At 67.0% G+C, this 16,164-nt stretch carries 17 protein-coding genes; 8 read left to right on the forward strand and 9 right to left on the reverse strand.

Features of this window, described 5'->3' with window-relative positions:
• The first annotated feature begins 74 nt into the window (after nucleotides 1–74).
• Nucleotides 75–3,590: a hybrid sensor histidine kinase/response regulator gene (locus FCE95_RS12310; RefSeq protein WP_137267301.1), complete on the forward strand. Its 3,516-nt coding sequence runs from the start codon at nucleotides 75–77 to the stop codon at nucleotides 3,588–3,590.
• 75 nt (nucleotides 3,591–3,665) lie between these two features.
• Here the strand turns inward: FCE95_RS12310 and FCE95_RS12315 are convergent, their stop codons facing one another.
• Nucleotides 3,666–4,685, reverse strand: coding sequence for a proline iminopeptidase-family hydrolase (locus tag FCE95_RS12315; RefSeq protein WP_137267302.1), 1,020 nt, complete (start codon nucleotides 4,683–4,685; stop codon nucleotides 3,666–3,668).
• A gap of 257 nt (nucleotides 4,686–4,942) precedes the next feature.
• On the opposite strand from FCE95_RS12315, the gene FCE95_RS12320 reads away from it, so the two are divergent.
• Nucleotides 4,943–5,917 (forward strand): peptidoglycan DD-metalloendopeptidase family protein, encoded by a 975-nt coding sequence (locus FCE95_RS12320; protein ID WP_189644741.1) that lies wholly within the window; start codon nucleotides 4,943–4,945, stop codon nucleotides 5,915–5,917.
• Between the two features lie 102 nt (nucleotides 5,918–6,019).
• On the opposite strand, the gene hemE is transcribed toward FCE95_RS12320, so the two are convergent.
• From hemE to FCE95_RS12340, 4 genes are all read right to left on the reverse strand, one after another.
• Nucleotides 6,020–7,093 (reverse strand): uroporphyrinogen decarboxylase, encoded by a 1,074-nt coding sequence (gene hemE, locus FCE95_RS12325; protein WP_137267304.1) that lies wholly within the window; start codon nucleotides 7,091–7,093, stop codon nucleotides 6,020–6,022.
• A gap of 67 nt (nucleotides 7,094–7,160) precedes the next feature.
• Entirely contained in the window at nucleotides 7,161–7,415 is a 255-nt protein-coding gene (locus FCE95_RS12330) for a WGR domain-containing protein (RefSeq protein WP_137267305.1), read from the reverse strand.
• Between the two features lie 163 nt (nucleotides 7,416–7,578).
• The gene (gene aroB, locus FCE95_RS12335) at nucleotides 7,579–8,682 is read right to left on the reverse strand and encodes a 3-dehydroquinate synthase (protein WP_137267306.1); all 1,104 of its coding nucleotides are present in this window, start codon (nucleotides 8,680–8,682) and stop codon (nucleotides 7,579–7,581) included.
• Complete coding sequence (locus tag FCE95_RS12340) at nucleotides 8,679–9,221, reverse strand: shikimate kinase (protein ID WP_137267307.1); 543 nt, start codon at nucleotides 9,219–9,221, stop codon at nucleotides 8,679–8,681. Before FCE95_RS12340 ends, aroB begins: the two co-directional genes overlap by 4 nt.
• 74 nt (nucleotides 9,222–9,295) lie before the next feature.
• Between FCE95_RS12340 and FCE95_RS12345 the strand changes: the two genes are divergently transcribed.
• On the forward strand, nucleotides 9,296–9,499 hold the full coding sequence (locus FCE95_RS12345; RefSeq protein WP_137267308.1) for a dodecin family protein: 204 nt from the start codon (nucleotides 9,296–9,298) through the stop codon (nucleotides 9,497–9,499).
• Nucleotides 9,500–9,550: 51 nt separating this feature from the next.
• Here FCE95_RS12345 and FCE95_RS17300 read toward each other — a convergent pair whose 3' ends face one another.
• Nucleotides 9,551–10,369, reverse strand: a complete 819-nt coding sequence (locus FCE95_RS17300; protein ID WP_223266882.1) for a kinase — start codon at nucleotides 10,367–10,369, stop codon at nucleotides 9,551–9,553.
• 17 nt (nucleotides 10,370–10,386) lie between these two features.
• Between FCE95_RS17300 and pdxH the strand changes: the two genes are divergently transcribed.
• From pdxH to FCE95_RS12370, 4 genes are all read left to right on the forward strand, one after another.
• The gene (pdxH, locus tag FCE95_RS17305; RefSeq protein WP_223266883.1) at nucleotides 10,387–10,986 is read left to right on the forward strand and encodes a pyridoxamine 5'-phosphate oxidase; all 600 of its coding nucleotides are present in this window, start codon (nucleotides 10,387–10,389) and stop codon (nucleotides 10,984–10,986) included.
• A 135-nt stretch (nucleotides 10,987–11,121) separates the two neighbouring features.
• Nucleotides 11,122–11,913, forward strand: coding sequence for a cobalamin-binding protein (locus FCE95_RS12360; RefSeq protein WP_137267311.1), 792 nt, complete (start codon nucleotides 11,122–11,124; stop codon nucleotides 11,911–11,913).
• A 161-nt stretch (nucleotides 11,914–12,074) separates the two neighbouring features.
• Nucleotides 12,075–12,470 carry a DoxX family protein gene (locus tag FCE95_RS12365; RefSeq protein WP_137267312.1) on the forward strand — a complete coding sequence of 132 codons (396 nt, stop codon included), beginning with the start codon at nucleotides 12,075–12,077 and terminating at the stop codon, nucleotides 12,468–12,470.
• An 8-nt stretch (nucleotides 12,471–12,478) separates the two neighbouring features.
• Nucleotides 12,479–12,976, forward strand: a complete 498-nt coding sequence (locus FCE95_RS12370; RefSeq protein WP_137267313.1) for a hypothetical protein — start codon at nucleotides 12,479–12,481, stop codon at nucleotides 12,974–12,976.
• Between the two features lie 12 nt (nucleotides 12,977–12,988).
• Here FCE95_RS12370 and FCE95_RS12375 read toward each other — a convergent pair whose 3' ends face one another.
• From FCE95_RS12375 to FCE95_RS12385, 3 genes are read right to left on the reverse strand one after another with little or no spacing between them, the layout of a single operon-like run.
• Nucleotides 12,989–13,465, reverse strand: coding sequence for a DUF4426 domain-containing protein (locus FCE95_RS12375; protein WP_137267314.1), 477 nt, complete (start codon nucleotides 13,463–13,465; stop codon nucleotides 12,989–12,991).
• A gap of 10 nt (nucleotides 13,466–13,475) precedes the next feature.
• Nucleotides 13,476–14,309: a pyrroline-5-carboxylate reductase gene (proC, locus tag FCE95_RS12380; RefSeq protein ID WP_223266884.1), complete on the reverse strand. Its 834-nt coding sequence runs from the start codon at nucleotides 14,307–14,309 to the stop codon at nucleotides 13,476–13,478.
• Nucleotides 14,309–14,992, reverse strand: a complete 684-nt coding sequence (locus FCE95_RS12385; RefSeq protein ID WP_223266901.1) for a YggS family pyridoxal phosphate-dependent enzyme — start codon at nucleotides 14,990–14,992, stop codon at nucleotides 14,309–14,311. Before FCE95_RS12385 ends, proC begins: the two co-directional genes overlap by 1 nt.
• Nucleotides 14,993–15,125: 133 nt before the next feature.
• Between FCE95_RS12385 and FCE95_RS12390 the strand changes: the two genes are divergently transcribed.
• Nucleotides 15,126–16,163, forward strand: a complete 1,038-nt coding sequence (locus FCE95_RS12390; protein WP_137267317.1) for a type IV pilus twitching motility protein PilT — start codon at nucleotides 15,126–15,128, stop codon at nucleotides 16,161–16,163.
• Nucleotide 16,164 lies beyond the last annotated feature (1 nt).

Consider the following 16,164-nt stretch of genomic DNA (forward strand, 5'->3'; position numbering starts at 1 on the left):
TGCGCCGCGCACGACCACCTGACGACCGGACACGGCAACGTGGCCTATTCCAATAGCGGTAACAGGCCCTAGCCATGTTGCGTGCCATCGCCGTGTTGCTGCTGACGCTCTGCTGGGCGGCGGCGAAGGCCGCGCTGCCCGAAACGCCGCAATTCCGGCGCTTCGGTTTCGAACAGGGCCTGCCGAAAAGCGCGATCCACTTGGCGCTGGACCAACAAGGCTATCTGTGGATCGCCACGTTGGACGGTTTGGCGCGCTACGACGGCGTCGAATTCAAGATGTGGCGGCATGCGATCGGCGATGCGGAGTCGCTGCCCGACAATCTGTTGCAGGTCGTGCACGTCGATGCGCAGAACCGGGTCTGGGTGGCCAGCACCAGCGCCTTGAGCGTGCTCGACAGGGACCGCCGCGCGTTCCGCAACATCGCGTTCGCCGGCGCCGCCGAATCTTGCCGGCGCGACATCACGGCGCTCGCTTCCACGCCCGAGGCCGAGATCTGGCTCGGCACCTACAACGGCGATTTGTGTCGGATCGATCCACAGGGCCGCATCCAACGCTTCGCCGCCGACACCGCGCAGCCGGACAGCCTGCCGGCGGCGCCGATCATGTCCCTGCTGATCGATCGCCAGGGCCGTTTGCTGATCGGCACCGACGACGGATTGGTGCGCTTGGAGCAAGGCCGGTTCATGCGGATCGCGCCGGCGGTGCTGGGCGGGATCAAGGTCGCGTCGCTGAGCATCGAACCGGACGGCACGATCTGGGTCGGCAGCGCGAAAGGCCTGCACCGTTTGTCGTCGGACGGCCGCCTGATTCCGGCGCCTTGGCCCCTGCGGCCGAACGCGACCCACGCCGTAGTCGTGCGCGATCGCGGCGGCGGCCGCTGGGTCGGCACGATGGGCGGGCTCTACCGCGAAAAAGACGGCGATTTCCAGTTGATGCAGCGCGATGTCGGCGTCGGCTTGTGGGGGCCGGAAAGCGGCGTGCTGTGCATCGTCCAGGATTTGGAAGGCGGCACCTGGTTCGCGACCTATTCGCAGGGGCTGGTCTATCTGCCGCCGGATTGGAACCGTTTCGCGACGGTGACGTCCGTCGACGGATTGATGCTGGACAACCTGGATCTGCGCGATGCGACGGCCGATCCGCGCGGCGGATTCTGGATCGCGACGGCGACCGATCTGTACCGGCTCGAAAACGATAGCCGGCAACTGCGCAAAGTGGTTTCCGCCCCGCAGCTGGGCATGCAGTGGATCCATTCGCTGCAGGCGCGGACGGACGGGAAAGTGTGGATCGGCCATGCGTCCGGCCTGAGCCTGTTCGATCCGGCCAGCGGCCGCGCGCAACGCTGGCCGTTCGACCGCTCGGCCGACCTCGGCGTGACCGTCACCCAGATCATGCAGACGGCGGACGGACATGTGTGGCTGTCGCTGTTCGGCGGCATCGTCCGCGAATACACCGCGGACGGAAAACTGCTGCGCGAGCTGGATCCGCACCGCACCGGCGGCGCGGGTTGGCGCGGCGGCGCGGTGCTGGTGCGCGGCCCCGGCGGCGAGCCCTGGCTGCCGTCGGGGCAGCGTCTGCTGCGCTGGGACAAAACGCGCTTCGTCGCGGTGCCGGTCGCGCCGGGTTCGCCGGTGTACGCCTTCGCCTTCGACGGCCCGGAGCGGGTATGGGTGGCGCGCCCAGGCGCGCTCGAAGCCTACGACTGGAACGGCAGCGCGTTGAAGCGCAACGAACGCATCGACGCCGACAGCGATCTGCCCGCGGTCGACATCGACGGCATCCTGATCAGCCCGCGCGGCCAGGTTTGGCTGAACACCATCCGCGGCCTGCTGCTGTATTCGCCCGAGCAAAAGCGATTGCGCACCTTCGGCGCGCACGACGGCCTGCCCGATCCCGATTTCTCGCTGGCCGCACCGCGCATGGGCGCGGCCGGACAGGCGCTGGCGGTGTCGGCCGCGGGCCTGGCCTTGTTCGATCCGGAAATGCGCGTCCCCGAAGCCAGTCCGCCGCCGCTCGCGATCGAGGGCTTGAGCGTGATGCGCGACGAAGACGAAACGCCATTCGATCTGCAGCATCCGATCGAGCTGCAACCGCGCGACCGCGATCTGCGAGTCACCGCGCGCCTGCTGTCCTTCGCCGATCCGAGCTCGCACAAATACCGCTTCCGCTTGGAAGGCTACGACCCGGATTGGGTCGAACAGCAAGGCAACGGCGAGCGCGTGTTCTCGCGGCTCGAACCGGGGCGCTACGTGCTGTCGGTGCAGGCGGCCGGCGCGGACGGGATCTGGTCGAAGGCGCGCGAATTCGCCATCACCGTGCATCCGCCGTGGTGGCGCACGGTGTGGGCGATCGCGGCGTTCGTGATCCTGGGCGCGGCGGCGTTGTGGTCGCTGGCTTGGGCCTACCAGCGCCGTTTGCGCGGCAAGCAGCAGTGGCAATTGGCGCGGCACAAGCACGAGTTGGCCGAACAGGCCTCCGAAGCCAAGACCCATTTCCTGGCCACGCTCGGCCACGAGGTTCGCACGCCGATGACCGGCGTGCTCGGCATGAGCGAGTTGCTGATGGGCACGGATCTGGACGAACGCCAGCGCGGCTATGCGCAGTCGATCCGGCGCGCCGGCGAACACTTGCTGCGCCTGGTCAACAATGCGCTCGATCTGGCGCGCATCGAAGCGGGCAAGCTGGATCTGGAGCAGATCGATTTCGACCTGCGCGAATTGGTGAACGACGTCGCGACCCTGATGGCGCCGGTGGCCGAAGCGCGCGGGCTGGGTTTCGCCAAGGCGATCGCGCCCGGCGCGCCGACCGTGCTGCGCGGCGATCCGATGCGCTTGCGCCAGATCCTGCTGAACCTGCTCGGCAACGCGATCAAGTTCACCGAGCACGGCCACGTCGGCCTGCGCGTGTCGCGGTTGTCGCCGCAAGGCGTGCGCTTGGAAGTGAGCGACACCGGCCCCGGTTTGAGCGAAGAGCAATGCGCGCGCTTGTTCCGCCGCTTCGAGCAGGCCGACGGCGCGCGCACGACTTCGCGCTACGGCGGCAGCGGCCTGGGTTTGGCGATTTGCCAGGAGCTCGCCGCGGCGATGGACGGGCGCATAGGCGTGGAGAGCGAACCGGGCGCGGGCAGCCGCTTCCTCGTGGACTTGCCGTTGCCCGAGGGCGACGCCGCTTCCGCCGCGACGGCCGCCCTCGCGTCGTCCGCGACCGCAGCCGACCCTGCGTCGTTGCGCGTGCTGCTGGTGGAGGACGATCCGACCGTGGCCGAAGTGATCGCAGCCCTGCTGCGCGCGCGCGGCCATCACGTCACCCACGCCGCGCACGGCTTGTCGGCGTTGACCGAAGCGGCGATGGCCAAGTACGACTTGGCCATGCTCGATCTGGATCTGCCCGGCATGGACGGTTTCGCGCTCGCGCGCCAACTGCGCGCGCAGCGTTTCGCCTCGCCCCTGCTGGCGGTGACCGCGCGCGCCGACGCAGAAGCCGAACCGCAGGCCCGCGAAGCCGGTTTCGACGGCTTCGTGCGCAAACCGGTGACCGGCGCGATGCTGGACGAAGCGGTGCGCGCGGCGTTGGAGCCGCAGGCCGCTTGAGTCTTGATCTTGTGGGAGGGGCTTCAGCCCGACGGCTTTGTCGGGGCTGAAGCCCCTCCCACAAGAGCGCTGCGGCTATTTTTGCGCTGCGGTGTCCCGCAGGAAATCGATCACGCCGGACACGTACGTTTTCTGATCGTCGTACATCGCCATATGGCTGCCTTGCGGGCAATACAGATAGCGGCCGTGCGGCAGGCGCTTGCTCATCATCTCCATGAAGGCCGGATCCATGGTGTCGTAGCGCGCGCCGATCACCAAAGTCGGCACTCGGATCTTCGCCAGGTCCGCGGTGCGGTCCCAGTCGGCCAGGATGCCGCTCGCGCCCAGTTCGCTCGGCCCTTGCATCGGCACGTACACCTTCTTGTTGATCTTGGCGAAGGCGCGGTTGACCGGGTCCGGCCACTGCGCGTTGGGTATGCGCAGGATGTGCGCCTCGTAATGCGGCATCAACAGTTCCATATAGCGCGGGTCGTCGAATTTCTTCTCCGCCTCCAAGCGTTTGATCTCCTTCAGCGCAACGGGATCCATCTGCGGTTCTAGCGTTTTCGCGGCGTAGTCGTTGTAGGCCGGGATGCTGGACATCATGTTCGAGATGATCAGGCCTTTCAGGTGCTGCGGGTACTTCAGCGCGTATTCCGTCGCCAGGATGCCGCCCCAGGAATGGCCGAGCAGGTAGAAGTTGTCTTTGTCCAGGCCCAGCGCCTTGCGTACCTGTTCCACTTCCTCGACGAAGCGCGCGGTGTCGAGCAGGCGCGGGTCGTCCGGCTGGTCGCTGTAGGCCGAGCCCAACTGGTCGTAGTAGTAGTACTCGATGCCGGCGCCCGGGAAATAGCTGTCGAAGGCCTCGAAATATTCGTGCGTCGCGCCCGGGCCGCCGTGCAGGAGCAGCAGCTTGATCTTCGGATTGTTGCCGACGCGCTTGGTCCACACCTTGAAATCGCCGACCGGCGTGTGGATCGGGATCATGCGCGCGCCGCCGGACAGGACGTCTTCGCGGCCGGCATTGTCGTAATAGGCCGAGGGAGGCGCTTTCGGTTCGGCAGCGGACGCCGCGCCGAAGCACAGCAGCAGCAAAACGGTCAGGCCGTACTTCATCGCGATCTCCCCGAGTCGGTGCTGATGCGAGCCTATCGGCCTGTGGCGGGTGCTGCAACCTGCCTCGGCTCGGCCGTATCTGCACTGGGATGAAACGACAAGATCTAGCTTTCAGGCGACCTCCACGCCGCATCGCAACTGCCGCTGTCGCACTCCTGTTTTGGCTGGGCTCGACCTCAGTCGCCGGCGCAGCCGGACTGATCGTGAATGCCTTGCCAGCACGGCCGCTCGTCGAAACCGGGCGAGGCGCCCAATCGTTGAACTTCGACCTGATCTTCGAAAACCGCGGCGATCAACCGTTGGAACTGATCAAGCTGGAAGCGACCCTGTTCGACCGCCACGGCCGCTTCCTCGGTCAACGGCGGCTGGACGGCAACGGCGACACGACGACGATGAGCGCGGCCACCGTGCCCAACCGCGCTCTGCCTGCGCGAGGAAAGCTGGTGGTGTTCAATCCATTTCAGCAATTCCCGACCGATCTGTTCCTGGGCGATATCCGCTACGACGCGACCTTCGCGGAACCCGCGGATCATTCGCGCACGCAGACGGCATCGCTGCGCGTCGCACCGCGCGCCTACGCGCCGAGCACGAAGTTGTCGCTGCCTCTGGCCGGCCCGGTTTTCGTGCACGACGGCCACGATCTGTACGGGCACCATCGCCGGCTAGACATCACTGGCGGCATGACCACCCATTTCGGCATCCGCTCGAACTTCATGCGTTATGCGCACGATTTCTGCATCGTCGACGAACAAGGCCACCTGTATCGAGGCGACGGCAGCCGGCCCGAAGACTGGTTCGGCTACGGCAAGCCCGTGCTGGCCACGGGCGACGGCGTCGTCGTCGAAACGCACGACGGCATGCCCGACAACCGCAAAGGCGGGCCGCCGCCTTTCGACGAAGCGGCGATCATGAAGAACCTGAAGCTGTTCCTGGGCAATTACGCCATCGTCGACCACCGCAACGGCGAATTCAGCCTATTCGCGCATATGAAGCAGGGCAGCGTGAAGGTGGCGCCAGGGCAACGGGTGAAGCGCGGCGAAACGATCGGTGCGATGGGCATGTCGGGCGATGCCTTCCTCGTCCATCTGCATTATCAGCTGCAGGGCAGCGCCGGTTTCGACGAGGGTTTGCCCGCCTATTTCGAGAAAGTCCGGTTCGCTACCGGCGACGGCTGGAGCGCGCCGTCGATCTCGCCGGTCGACAGCGGCGATCTGGTGATGACTGCCGAGTAATTTGTTTGTGGGAGCGGCTTCAGCCGCGAGCTCTTGCTTCATGTCGCGGCGGTTGGAAAAGCTCGCGGCTGAAGCCGCTCCCACAAGAGCCGGCAGGGCGGATCAGCGTTTGCTGTGCTCGTGCACCGCATCGACCAGCGCGCGCACGTGCTCCGGATCCATGTCCGGCGACAGGCCGTGGCCGAGGTTGAAGATGTGGCCGTCGCGCGAGCCGCCGTTGCCTTGCGCGTAGCTGTCCAGCGTGCGGCGCGCCTGGTCGGCGATCGCTTGCGGCGAGCCGTACAGCATTGCCGGGTCCAGGTTGCCTTGCAGCGCGACCTTGCCCTGCGTCCGCCGCGCGGCTTCGGACATTTCCACCAGCCAATCCACGCCGATGCCTTCCGCGCCGCTGGCCGCCAGCTCTTCCAAATAGGGCGCATTGCCCTTGCCGAACAGGATCAGCGGCGTGCGCTCGGCGCCTCCGCCGCGCGGCAGTTCGCGCGCGATGCGCACCAGGTAAGGCAGCGAGAATTCGCGGTACATGGCCGGCGACAGCGTGCCGCCCCAAGTGTCGAACACCTGCAGGACTTGCGCGCCGGCCGCGCGTTGCGCGGACAGGTAGGCGATCACCGCATCGGTGTTGACCGACAGCAGGCGATGCAGCGCCGCCGGATCGTTCAGCGCCAGCGCCTTGATCGTCGGGAAGTTGTCGCTGCCGCCGCCTTCGACCATGTAGCAGGCCAGCGTCCACGGGCTGCCGGAAAAACCGATCAACGGCACGCTGCCGGCGAGTTCGCGGCGGATCGTGCGCACGGCGTCCGTCACGTAGCGCAATTCGGTTTCCATGTCCGGCACCGCGAGCTTGGCGATGTCGGCCGCGTTGCGCACCGGCTTGCGGAATTTCGGGCCTTCGCCTTCGACGAAATACAGCTCCAAGCCCATCGCGTCCGGCACGGTGAGGATGTCGGAAAACAGGATCGCCGCATCCAGGTCGAAGCGCGCCAGCGGCTGCAGAGTCACTTCGCAAGCGAGTTCGGGATTCTTGGCCATCGCCAGGAAGCTGCCGGCGCGCTGGCGGGTGGCGCGGTATTCGGGCAGATAGCGGCCGGCTTGGCGCATCAGCCAGACGGGCGTGCAGTCGACGGGTTCGCGGCGCAGGGCGCGGAGCAGGCGGTCGTTCTTGAGCGTTTCGGTCATCGGTCTTCTTCGGTTCGCGCGCCGGCGCCCGCGGTGTGCGGAGACCGCGCTACGCGATGGCGGTCGGTTATTTCGGCGCGTCCGCGCCTTGCGCGAACATCAGTTGGAAGCCGCGCTTGAGCTGCTGGTCGCGGGCCTGTTCCAGCGCGGCCAGGGCGCTGGCGTGGTCCATGTACTGCTCGCGGCGCAGCTGGCTGCGGCCGCCGATCTGGCCCGACTCGCGGATCAGCGCCCAGCCGCCGAGCAGGTCGGCTTCGAGCATCAGTTGCACGAAGCGCGGGGCTTCGCGGCCGTCGGGGCGTTGTTGCAGGAGCAGGCGCATGGGGCGGGAATTGTAGGCGATTAGCGTCGAGGGTCGTTCGAAGCCGGACCTTGAAGAACGTCATCCCGGCGAAAGCCGGGATCCAGGCCGACGCCGCATCCAAGCTTCCGTAAGCCCTGGATCCCGGGATGACATCCGAAGAAAGCAGAATTCCGCGGTGCGGTTACTTTTCCAACACCGCCAGCACCGCCTCGTCCGCCACGCCTGCAACCACGCGCGCCGCGCCAATGCCGTCCCACAGCACGAAGCGGAGCCCGTCGGCCGCCGCTTTCTTGTCCAGGCGCATGCGTTCGAGCAGGGCGGCCGGGTCCAGCCCGCCGGGCAGCGCGACCGGCAGGCCGAAGCGGGCGAGCAGAGCGGCCAGCCGCTCCGCCTCGGCCTCGCCGGCCAAACCTTGCCGCGCGGACAGGCGGGCGGCCAGGACCATGCCGACCGCGACCGCCTCGCCGTGGTTCAAGCCGCCGAAGCCCTGTTCGGCCTCGATCGCATGGCCGAAGGTGTGGCCGAAATTCAGCAGGGCGCGTTCGCCGCGTTCGAACGGGTCGCGCTCGACGATTTCGGCTTTGTGCCGGCAGCTGCGCGCGATGGCATCGGCCAGCGCCGCATCGTCGCCGGCCAGCAGCGCGTCGGCCCGGTCTTCGAGCCAATCGAGGAAAGCGGCATCGCGGATCGCCCCGTATTTGACGACCTCGGCCAGGCCCGCGCGCAATTCGCGCGGCGGCAGGGTGAGCAAGGCTTCGGTATCGGCGATCACCGCCCGCGGCGGATGGAAGGCGCCGACCAGGTTCTTGCCCTGCGGCAGATCGACCGCGGTCTTGCCGCCGACCGAGGAATCCACCATCGCCAGCAACGTGGTCGGAATCTGCACGCAATCGATGCCCCGCATCCAGCAGGCCGCGACGAAGCCGGCCAAGTCGCCGACCACGCCGCCGCCGAGGGCGACGACGCAGGCGTCGCGGGTGGCGCCGGTCGCCGCCAAGGCGTCGATGGCTTCGGCGAAATGGGCCAGCGTCTTGGAAGCTTCTCCCGGAGGCAGGAAATAGCCGTCGATGCGCACGTCGGGCCTGGCTGCGCGCAGCGCCTGCGTTACCCGGTCGGCGTACAGCGGCGCGACGTTGCCGTCGCTGACCAGCAGCGCGTGGCGGCCGCGCAATCCGGCGCCGAGCAAGGCGCCGTCGTCGAGCAAGCCCGGACCGATCGTGATCGCGTACGGCTTTTCGCCGCCGACTTCGACGATGGCGCGGGGCGAAGGGGAAGTCGCGTTCATGCCGCTTCCGCTCCAGGTTTCCAACGTTCGGCCAACAGCTTGGTCAATAGCGACGTGGCGTCGGCCGGCGACAAATCGCGGGTATCGAAGCGCAGGTCGGCCGTTTCCGCGTACAGCGGTTCGCGGGCCGCGGCCAGGACGCGCAGCACCTCTTCGCGGTCCTCGCGCTGCAGCAGCGGCCGGTTGGTGCAGCGCGCGAGCCGCTGCAGCTGGCCGTCGACATCCACGTGCAAATGCACGACGAAGCCGTGCCGGCGCATCAGCGCCCGGCTTTCCGCATCCAGTACGGCGCCGCCGCCGGTGGCGATCAACTGGTCGCGCCCGTCGAGCAGCTTGGCCAGGACGCTGCGCTCGCGCTCGCGGAAACCGGCTTCGCCCTCGCAGTCGAAGATGGTGGCGATGCTGACGCCGGTCTGCGTCTCGACCTCGCGGTCGGCGTCGACGAAGGCCAGGCCGAAGCGCTCGGCCAGGCGTTTGCCGATCGAGCTCTTGCCGGCGCCCATCGGGCCGATCAGTACCAGGTTGGGGGCGGTGTCCATCGTCGCGATCTTAACAACCGCGGGCCTAGTCTGGCCGTTCGTGGCGGATTTCCCGCCGGGAACAGGAGAAACGCATGTCCGTCGCCAAAGTGATCGAACTCAACGCCGCCTCCAAGACCAGCATGGAAGACGCGGTGAAGACCGGCCTGAAGAAATGCGCCGAGACGGTGAAGAACATCCAGGGCGCCTGGGTGAACGAGATCAAAGTGGTGTGCGATGGCGCCGGCAACGTGACGGAATGGCGGGTCAATCTGAAGATCACGTTCTTGGTGCAGTAACGACTTTGATTTATGTAGGAGCGGCTAAGGCCGCTCCTACAAAAGCCCGCATTAGGAAAAACCGGTTGGCCGGCGCTGCGCATCCAGTTCCACCGTCCAATCGGCGATTCCGGGCAAAGTCCGCCACGCCTGCCGGCTGACGCGTTCGAAATGCTGCACGAAGCGTTCCACCTGCGGCCGGGTCATCGCCGTGCGCGCGGGATCGGATCGCTGCAGGGACTGCTCCTGCTGCCAGCGCCATTCCGGCACGGCATCGAAGCCGGGGCCGCGCAGCCACAGCAAGCGATCGATCGCTTCCCAGATCGCGGGATAGTCGCGGCCCAACGCATCGTTGCAGTGCCGGCGCCAGAGGCCGTCCGCATCCTCGTCGCGTTCCAGCGCGTTGATCGGCTCGCCGAGCTCGGCCTCGGATTGCGGTGGCGTTCGCAGGAACCAGCCTTCGAACAGGACCAGGTCGGCGCCGAATGCCGTCGGCCATTGCGAACGCGGCGCGCGGTCGTCGGCGAGCTTGTCGAAACGCGGCAATGCGCAGGGCGCGCCGCGCCGCAGCGTCCGCAAGGTTTCGCGCGCGAGCGCGGGATCGTGCGTGCCCGGCGGCCCGCGCGTGGCCAGCAGCGGATGGATTTCGCGCGCCAAGCGCAGGCGCTGGTCGCGGGTCAGGTAGAAGTCGTCGATCGACGCGACGGCTACGCGCAGCCCCTGCGCGGCGGCCAACGCCGCGACCTGCGCGGCCAGCGTGGATTTGCCGCTGCCCTGCAGGCCCGCGATGGCGTACACGCGGCTGCCGTGGTCCAAGGCGTCGGCGAGCACGGCGGCCACGAACCCGGGCGGAAAGCCCTCCGGAACGGGCGGATGCAGGGACGCGGACATCGCGCGACAATAGCGCAATGACCGAGCCCTACGCCGAAGCCCTCGCCACCTTCGACCGCCTGTTCGACGAAGCGGCCGCCGCGGGCGAGCCCGACCGCACCGCGATGGTGATCGCCACCGCGGGATTGGACGGGCGTCCCGCCGCGCGCAACGTGTTGTTGAAAGCGCACGACGAGCGCGGCTTCGTCTTCTACACCCATTTGAACGGCCGCAAAGGCCGCGAACTGCAAGCCAATCCGCGCGCCGCGCTGCTGTTCTACTGGCCGCGGGTGCGGGAAGGCGGCGTGCAGGTGCGGATCGAAGGCGCGGTGGAGATCGTCGGCGATGCCGAAGCCGACGCTTATTTCGCCGGTCGTCCGCGCTTGAGCCAGCTCGGCGCGTGGGCGTCGAAGCAATCCGAGACCTTGGAGTCGCGCGAAGCCTTCGAACAGCGCTTGGCGCAGATCGAGAAGGAATTCGAAGGCCGCGACGTGCCGCGCCCGCCGCGATGGAGCGGGTTGCGGGTGAAGCCGGAGCGCATCGAGTTCTGGTACGCCGCGACTTATCGCTTGCACGAGCGGCATTTGTACGAGTGCGATTGCACGGGCAAGTGGAGCAAGCGGATGTTGTATCCCTGACCCTTTTTTTGTGGGAGCGGCTTTAGCCGCGAGCTCTTCAGTCAGATTGCTGCGACTGCAGGAAATAGCTCGCGGCTAAAGCCGCTCCCACAAAAAAGCGGGCCTTCGCAGTTCCGGGGCTGGCACAATGCGCCGATGGGCCCGCAACGCATCGTCTGCTTGACCGAAGAACCGACCGAAACGCTGTATGCGCTCGGCGAGCAGCATCGCATCGTCGGCATCAGCGGCTTCACCGTGCGTCCGCCGGTCGCGCGCAAGGAAAAACCGAAGGTCAGCGCGTTCACCTCGGCCAAGATCGGCGAGATCCTGAAGCTGAAACCGGATTTCGTGATCGGTTTCTCCGACATCCAATCCGAGATCGCCGCCGAGTTGATCAAGCGCGGCGTCGAGGTGTGGATCAGCAACCACCGCAGCGTCGACGGCATCGTCGACTACGTGCGCCGATTGGGCGCGCTGGTCGGCGCGGCCGAGCGGGCGAACGCCTACGCCGACGGATTGCGCCGCGGCCTCGACGCGATCGAACGCGAAGCGGCGTCGCTGCCGCGGCGGCCGAAAGTGTATTTCGAGGAATGGGACGATCCGCTGATCACCGGCATCCAATGGGTCGCCGAACTGGTCCGCATCGCCGGCGGCGACGACGTCTTCCCGGAATTGTCCGGCGAGCCGCTGGCCAAGCAGCGCATCCTGGCCGATCCGGCGGCGGTGATCCCGCGCGCGCCGGACATCATCCTCGGATCCTGGTGCGGCAAGCGCTTCCGCCCCGAAAAAGTCGCCGCACGGCCCGGCTGGGATGCGATTCCCGCGGTGCGCGACGGCCGACTGCACGAGATCAAGTCGCCGATCATCCTGCAGCCCGGGCCGGCGGCGCTGACCGACGGCGTGCGCGAGATCGCGCGCATCGTGCGCGCCTGGGCGGATCGCATTTAAGCCCCTCTCCCGTCGGGAGAGGGGTTGGGGCGAGGGTCCGGCGAAGCGACGCCGTTCGAATTGACGTCGTACCCCGAATCCTCATCCGCCCTTCGGGCACCTTCTCCCGATGGGAGAAGGAAAGCTATGATCGTTTTCGACCCGACCGGGAGGCGACCACCATGAACCAAGCGGCGCAACAAGATTTGGGCAAACTCATCCTGCGCGTCGTGCTCGGCGCGCTGATCCTGCTGCACGGCATCGCCAAGCTGCGCTTCGGCCTGGATCCCATCGAAGGGATGCTGCAATCGCACGGTTTGCCGCATTTCCTCGCTTACGGCGCTTTGGTCGGCGAGGTGCTGGCGCCGTTGCTGCTGATCCTGGGCTGGTACGGCCGGGTCGGTGCGGCTCTGATCGCCGTGAACATGCTGTTCGCTTTCGTCTTGGCGCACACGGGCCAGTTGGGCCAGCTCAACGAGCAGGGCGGCTGGGCGTTGGAGCTGCAGGGCATGTTTCTCGCTTCGTCTCTGGCCTTGCTGCTGTTGGGGCCGGGCAAGTATTCGGTCAACCAACGCTGAGAAGACCCATGCGGATCGCACCGTTCTTGTTGTTGCTGGCCGCGGGTGCGGCTTGGGCCCAGCAGCCGCCCGCCGATCCGGACGAAGCCAAGCGGGTCGTGTTGCGCTACACCCGGGCGTTGGAGGTCGATCCGCTGGCGGAAACCGCGCCCAGGGCGCGGCGCATGTTGATCGAATGGCTGGAAGGCACCCAGGACTACACCGTCGTGGTTTGCGACATCCTCGGGCCCATTCCTGCCGAGAAGCCGCCGCACAGCGCGGAGTTGCTGGTCCAGCAGATGTTCGGCAACGTCGCCTATCAGATCGAGCATCCCGGCGAGAAAAACCGCGACCGCCTGCAGGTGGCCGGCGTGGAAAGCATGCTGAAATCCTATTCCGCGATCCTGGCCGAGGACGACAAGGCGCGCATTCCGTATCTCGACGGACTGCTCGCGGAGAAGAAGCAAGGCAGGCTCGCGCAGCACATGGCGCCGATCATCGCTAAGGGCTGCGCCGGCAAGAAATAGGCGGAGCGGTTTTCAGCGCGGATAGAACTCGCGGCTGAACCGCAGCTTGGCCGTTGCATTGCCCTCGATCGCGACGTCGACCTCGAAACGGAGCGTTTCAGGCAACGAAGTGTCGACGGTGCCGACGTAATCGAGCAGGTCGCTGGTCCGCAATTCGCGCATTTCGATGTTGCGCTTGTCGCCGGTCAATCCAGTAACGGTGGCAGTCACTCGCGCCGGGACGGCGGATTCGGCGCCGCCGCTGCCTTTGCGCACCGCCACCAACAGCAGCACGGTCTTGTCGTTGCGCGCGATGCCGTACTGGCGCGCGACGGCCTCGTTCAAAGCCGAGGTCTGCACGGCATTGGCGCGGGCGATGGCATCGCCGACGGTTTCGACCGCTTCGCCGCCGGCGGGCGCGGATGCCGGCACGGGCGACGGCGCTTGACCGCCGCAAGCCGACAGAGCGAGGAACGCGGCCAAACAAGCGCAACGGATAAGCTGGTTCATCGTCGCGTCCTCAATCGTTCGCCGCCGACAATTGCCGGCCGCGCTCGGTGGCGTTGGCGATCGCTTGGGCGACCAGTTCGCGGAAACCGCCGGCTTCGAAAGTCTCGACCGCGGCCTGCGTCGTGCCGCCGGGCGAAGTGACGCGGCGGCGCAATTCGGCCGGAGGTTCGTCCGATTCGGTCAGCATGCGCGCCGCGCCCAGCACGGTCTGCAGCACCAGCGCGCGCGCCGCGTCGTCCGGCAGGCCTTGCGTGCGGGCGGCGGCTTCCATCGCCTCGGCGAGCAGGAACACGTAAGCCGGGCCGCTGCCCGACACCGCGGTCACCGCGTCCATCTTCGCTTCGTCTTCGATCCACACCGTTTTGCCGGCGGAAGACAACAAGGATTCGGCCGCGGCGCGTCCGTCCGCATCGACCTGCGCGTTGGCGAACAAACCGGTGACGCCCGCGCCGAGCAAAGCCGGCGTGTTCGGCATGCAGCGCACCACGCCCACGCCGCCGCCCAGCCAGCGTTCCAGTTGTTCGGCAGTGATGCCCGCGGCGATCGACACCGCCAGCGGGCGGATCGCTCGCGCATGCCCGGCCAGGCTCTCGCAGACCGTGCGCATCACTTGCGGTTTGACCGCGAACACCCAGATGCCGGTATCCGGCACCGCAGCGATGGCGTCGCCGAAAACGGATACGCCGAAGTCGCGCGCCAGCGTATCGCGCAATTCGGCGACCGGTTCGGCCACGCGGATCGCGGAAGCGGGCGTGCCGGCGGCGATCAGGCCGCCGATCAGGCTGCGCGCCATGTTGCCGCCGCCGATGAAAACGATCGCTTGCTGGGCACCGACGTTCGACATCATCGCTCCGTTTTTTTCGGCCGGCTTCCGAACAGCGCCGTGCCCACGCGCACCATCGTCGCACCTTCCTCGATCGCGAGGGGGTAATCCTCGCTCATGCCCATCGACAGCGTGTCGGCTTGCGGAAAGCGCGCGGCCGTTTCGTCGAACAGCGCCTTCATCCGGCGGAAGGCGTCGCGACGGCGTTCCGAATCCGGAACCGGGGCGGGGATGGCCATCAACCCGCGCAGAAGCAGGCGCGGCTGCGCAGCGACGGCGGCGGCGAGAGCGGGCACCTGATCCGGCGCGCAACCTTGCTTGCTGGCCTCGTCGTCGATGTTCACTTGGATCAGCACGTTCAGCGCAGGACGTCCGTCCGGACGGGCCCGGGCCAGCAGCGGTACGAGTTTCTCACGGTCCACGGTCTGCACCCAATCGAAAGCCTCCGCGGCGAGCGCGGCTTTGTTGGATTGCAGGTGGCCGATGAGATGCCATTCCAGGCCGAGCGCATTCAGATTCCGCCGCTTGGCGACGGCCTCCTGCACGTAGTTTTCGCCGAACGCGCGCTGGCCGGCGGCGGCCAGTTCTGCGACGGCGGTCTCAGGCTGCGTCTTGCTGACCGCGAGCAGCCGCGGCGTTGGCCGATCCGCGCTTCGCGCCGCGTTTTCAAGTCTTTGCAGGACTTCGTGCAAGGCGTCCGACAGCACGTTGGGGTATCCGTCTGAAATTCCGGTTGACGGCCGGATTTGAGCGCTATACTGCCTGCGGGGACACCATCCGTTCCAGTCGCGGACGATCGCGGCCGGGGCCTCATCACGCCGCTCGGGGAAGCTGCGCATGGATATCGCTGAACTGCTGGCCTTTTCGGTCAAGAACAAAGCCTCCGACTTGCACCTGTCGGCGGGCCTGCCGCCGATGATCCGCGTGGACGGCGACGTGCGCCGGATCAACATTCCCGCGCTCGACCACAAGCAAGTGCATGCGCTGGTCTACGACATCATGTCGGACAAGCAGCGCCGCGACTACGAAGAATTCCTCGAAGTCGACTTCTCGTTCGAGATCCCGAGCCTGGCGCGCTTCCGCGTCAACGCCTTCAACCAGAACCGCGGCGCCGGCGCGGTGTTCCGCACCATTCCTTCCGAAGTGCTGACGCTCGAAGACTTGGGCTGCCCGCGCATCTTCAAGGAGCTGATCGACCAGCCGCAGGGCCTGATCCTGGTGACCGGGCCGACCGGTTCGGGCAAGTCGACCACGCTGGCGGCGATGCTCGACCACATCAACAAGAACGAATACGGCCACATCCTCTCGGTCGAAGACCCGATCGAATTCGTGCACACCTCGCAGAAGTGCCTGATCAACCAGCGCGAAGTGCACCGCGACACGCACGGCTTCAACGAAGCGCTGAGGTCGGCGCTGCGCGAAGACCCGGACTACATCCTGGTCGGCGAAATGCGCGACATCGAAACCATCCGCCTGGCGCTGACCGCCGCGGAAACCGGCCACTTGGTGTTCGCCACCCTGCACACCAGCTCGGCGGCCAAGACCATCGACCGCATCATCGACGTGTTCCCCGCCGGCGAGAAGCCGATGGTGCGCTCGATGCTGTCCGAATCGCTGCGCGCGGTGATCTCGCAGGCGCTGCTGAAGAAGACCGGCGGCGGCCGCACCGCGGCTTGGGAAATCATGGTCGGCATCCCCGCCATCCGCAACCTGATCCGCGAGGACAAGGTCGCGCAGATGTACTCGGCGATCCAGACCGGCCAGCAGTACGGAATGATGACGCTCGACCAGCACCTGCAGGATCTGGTCAAGCGCGGCATGGTCACGCGCCACCAGGCGAAGGACTACGCCAAGGACAAGCGGTTGTTCGAATGAT

Source organism: Luteimonas gilva, from assembly GCF_005239095.1.
Lineage (GTDB): Bacteria > Pseudomonadota > Gammaproteobacteria > Xanthomonadales > Xanthomonadaceae > Luteimonas_C > Luteimonas_C gilva.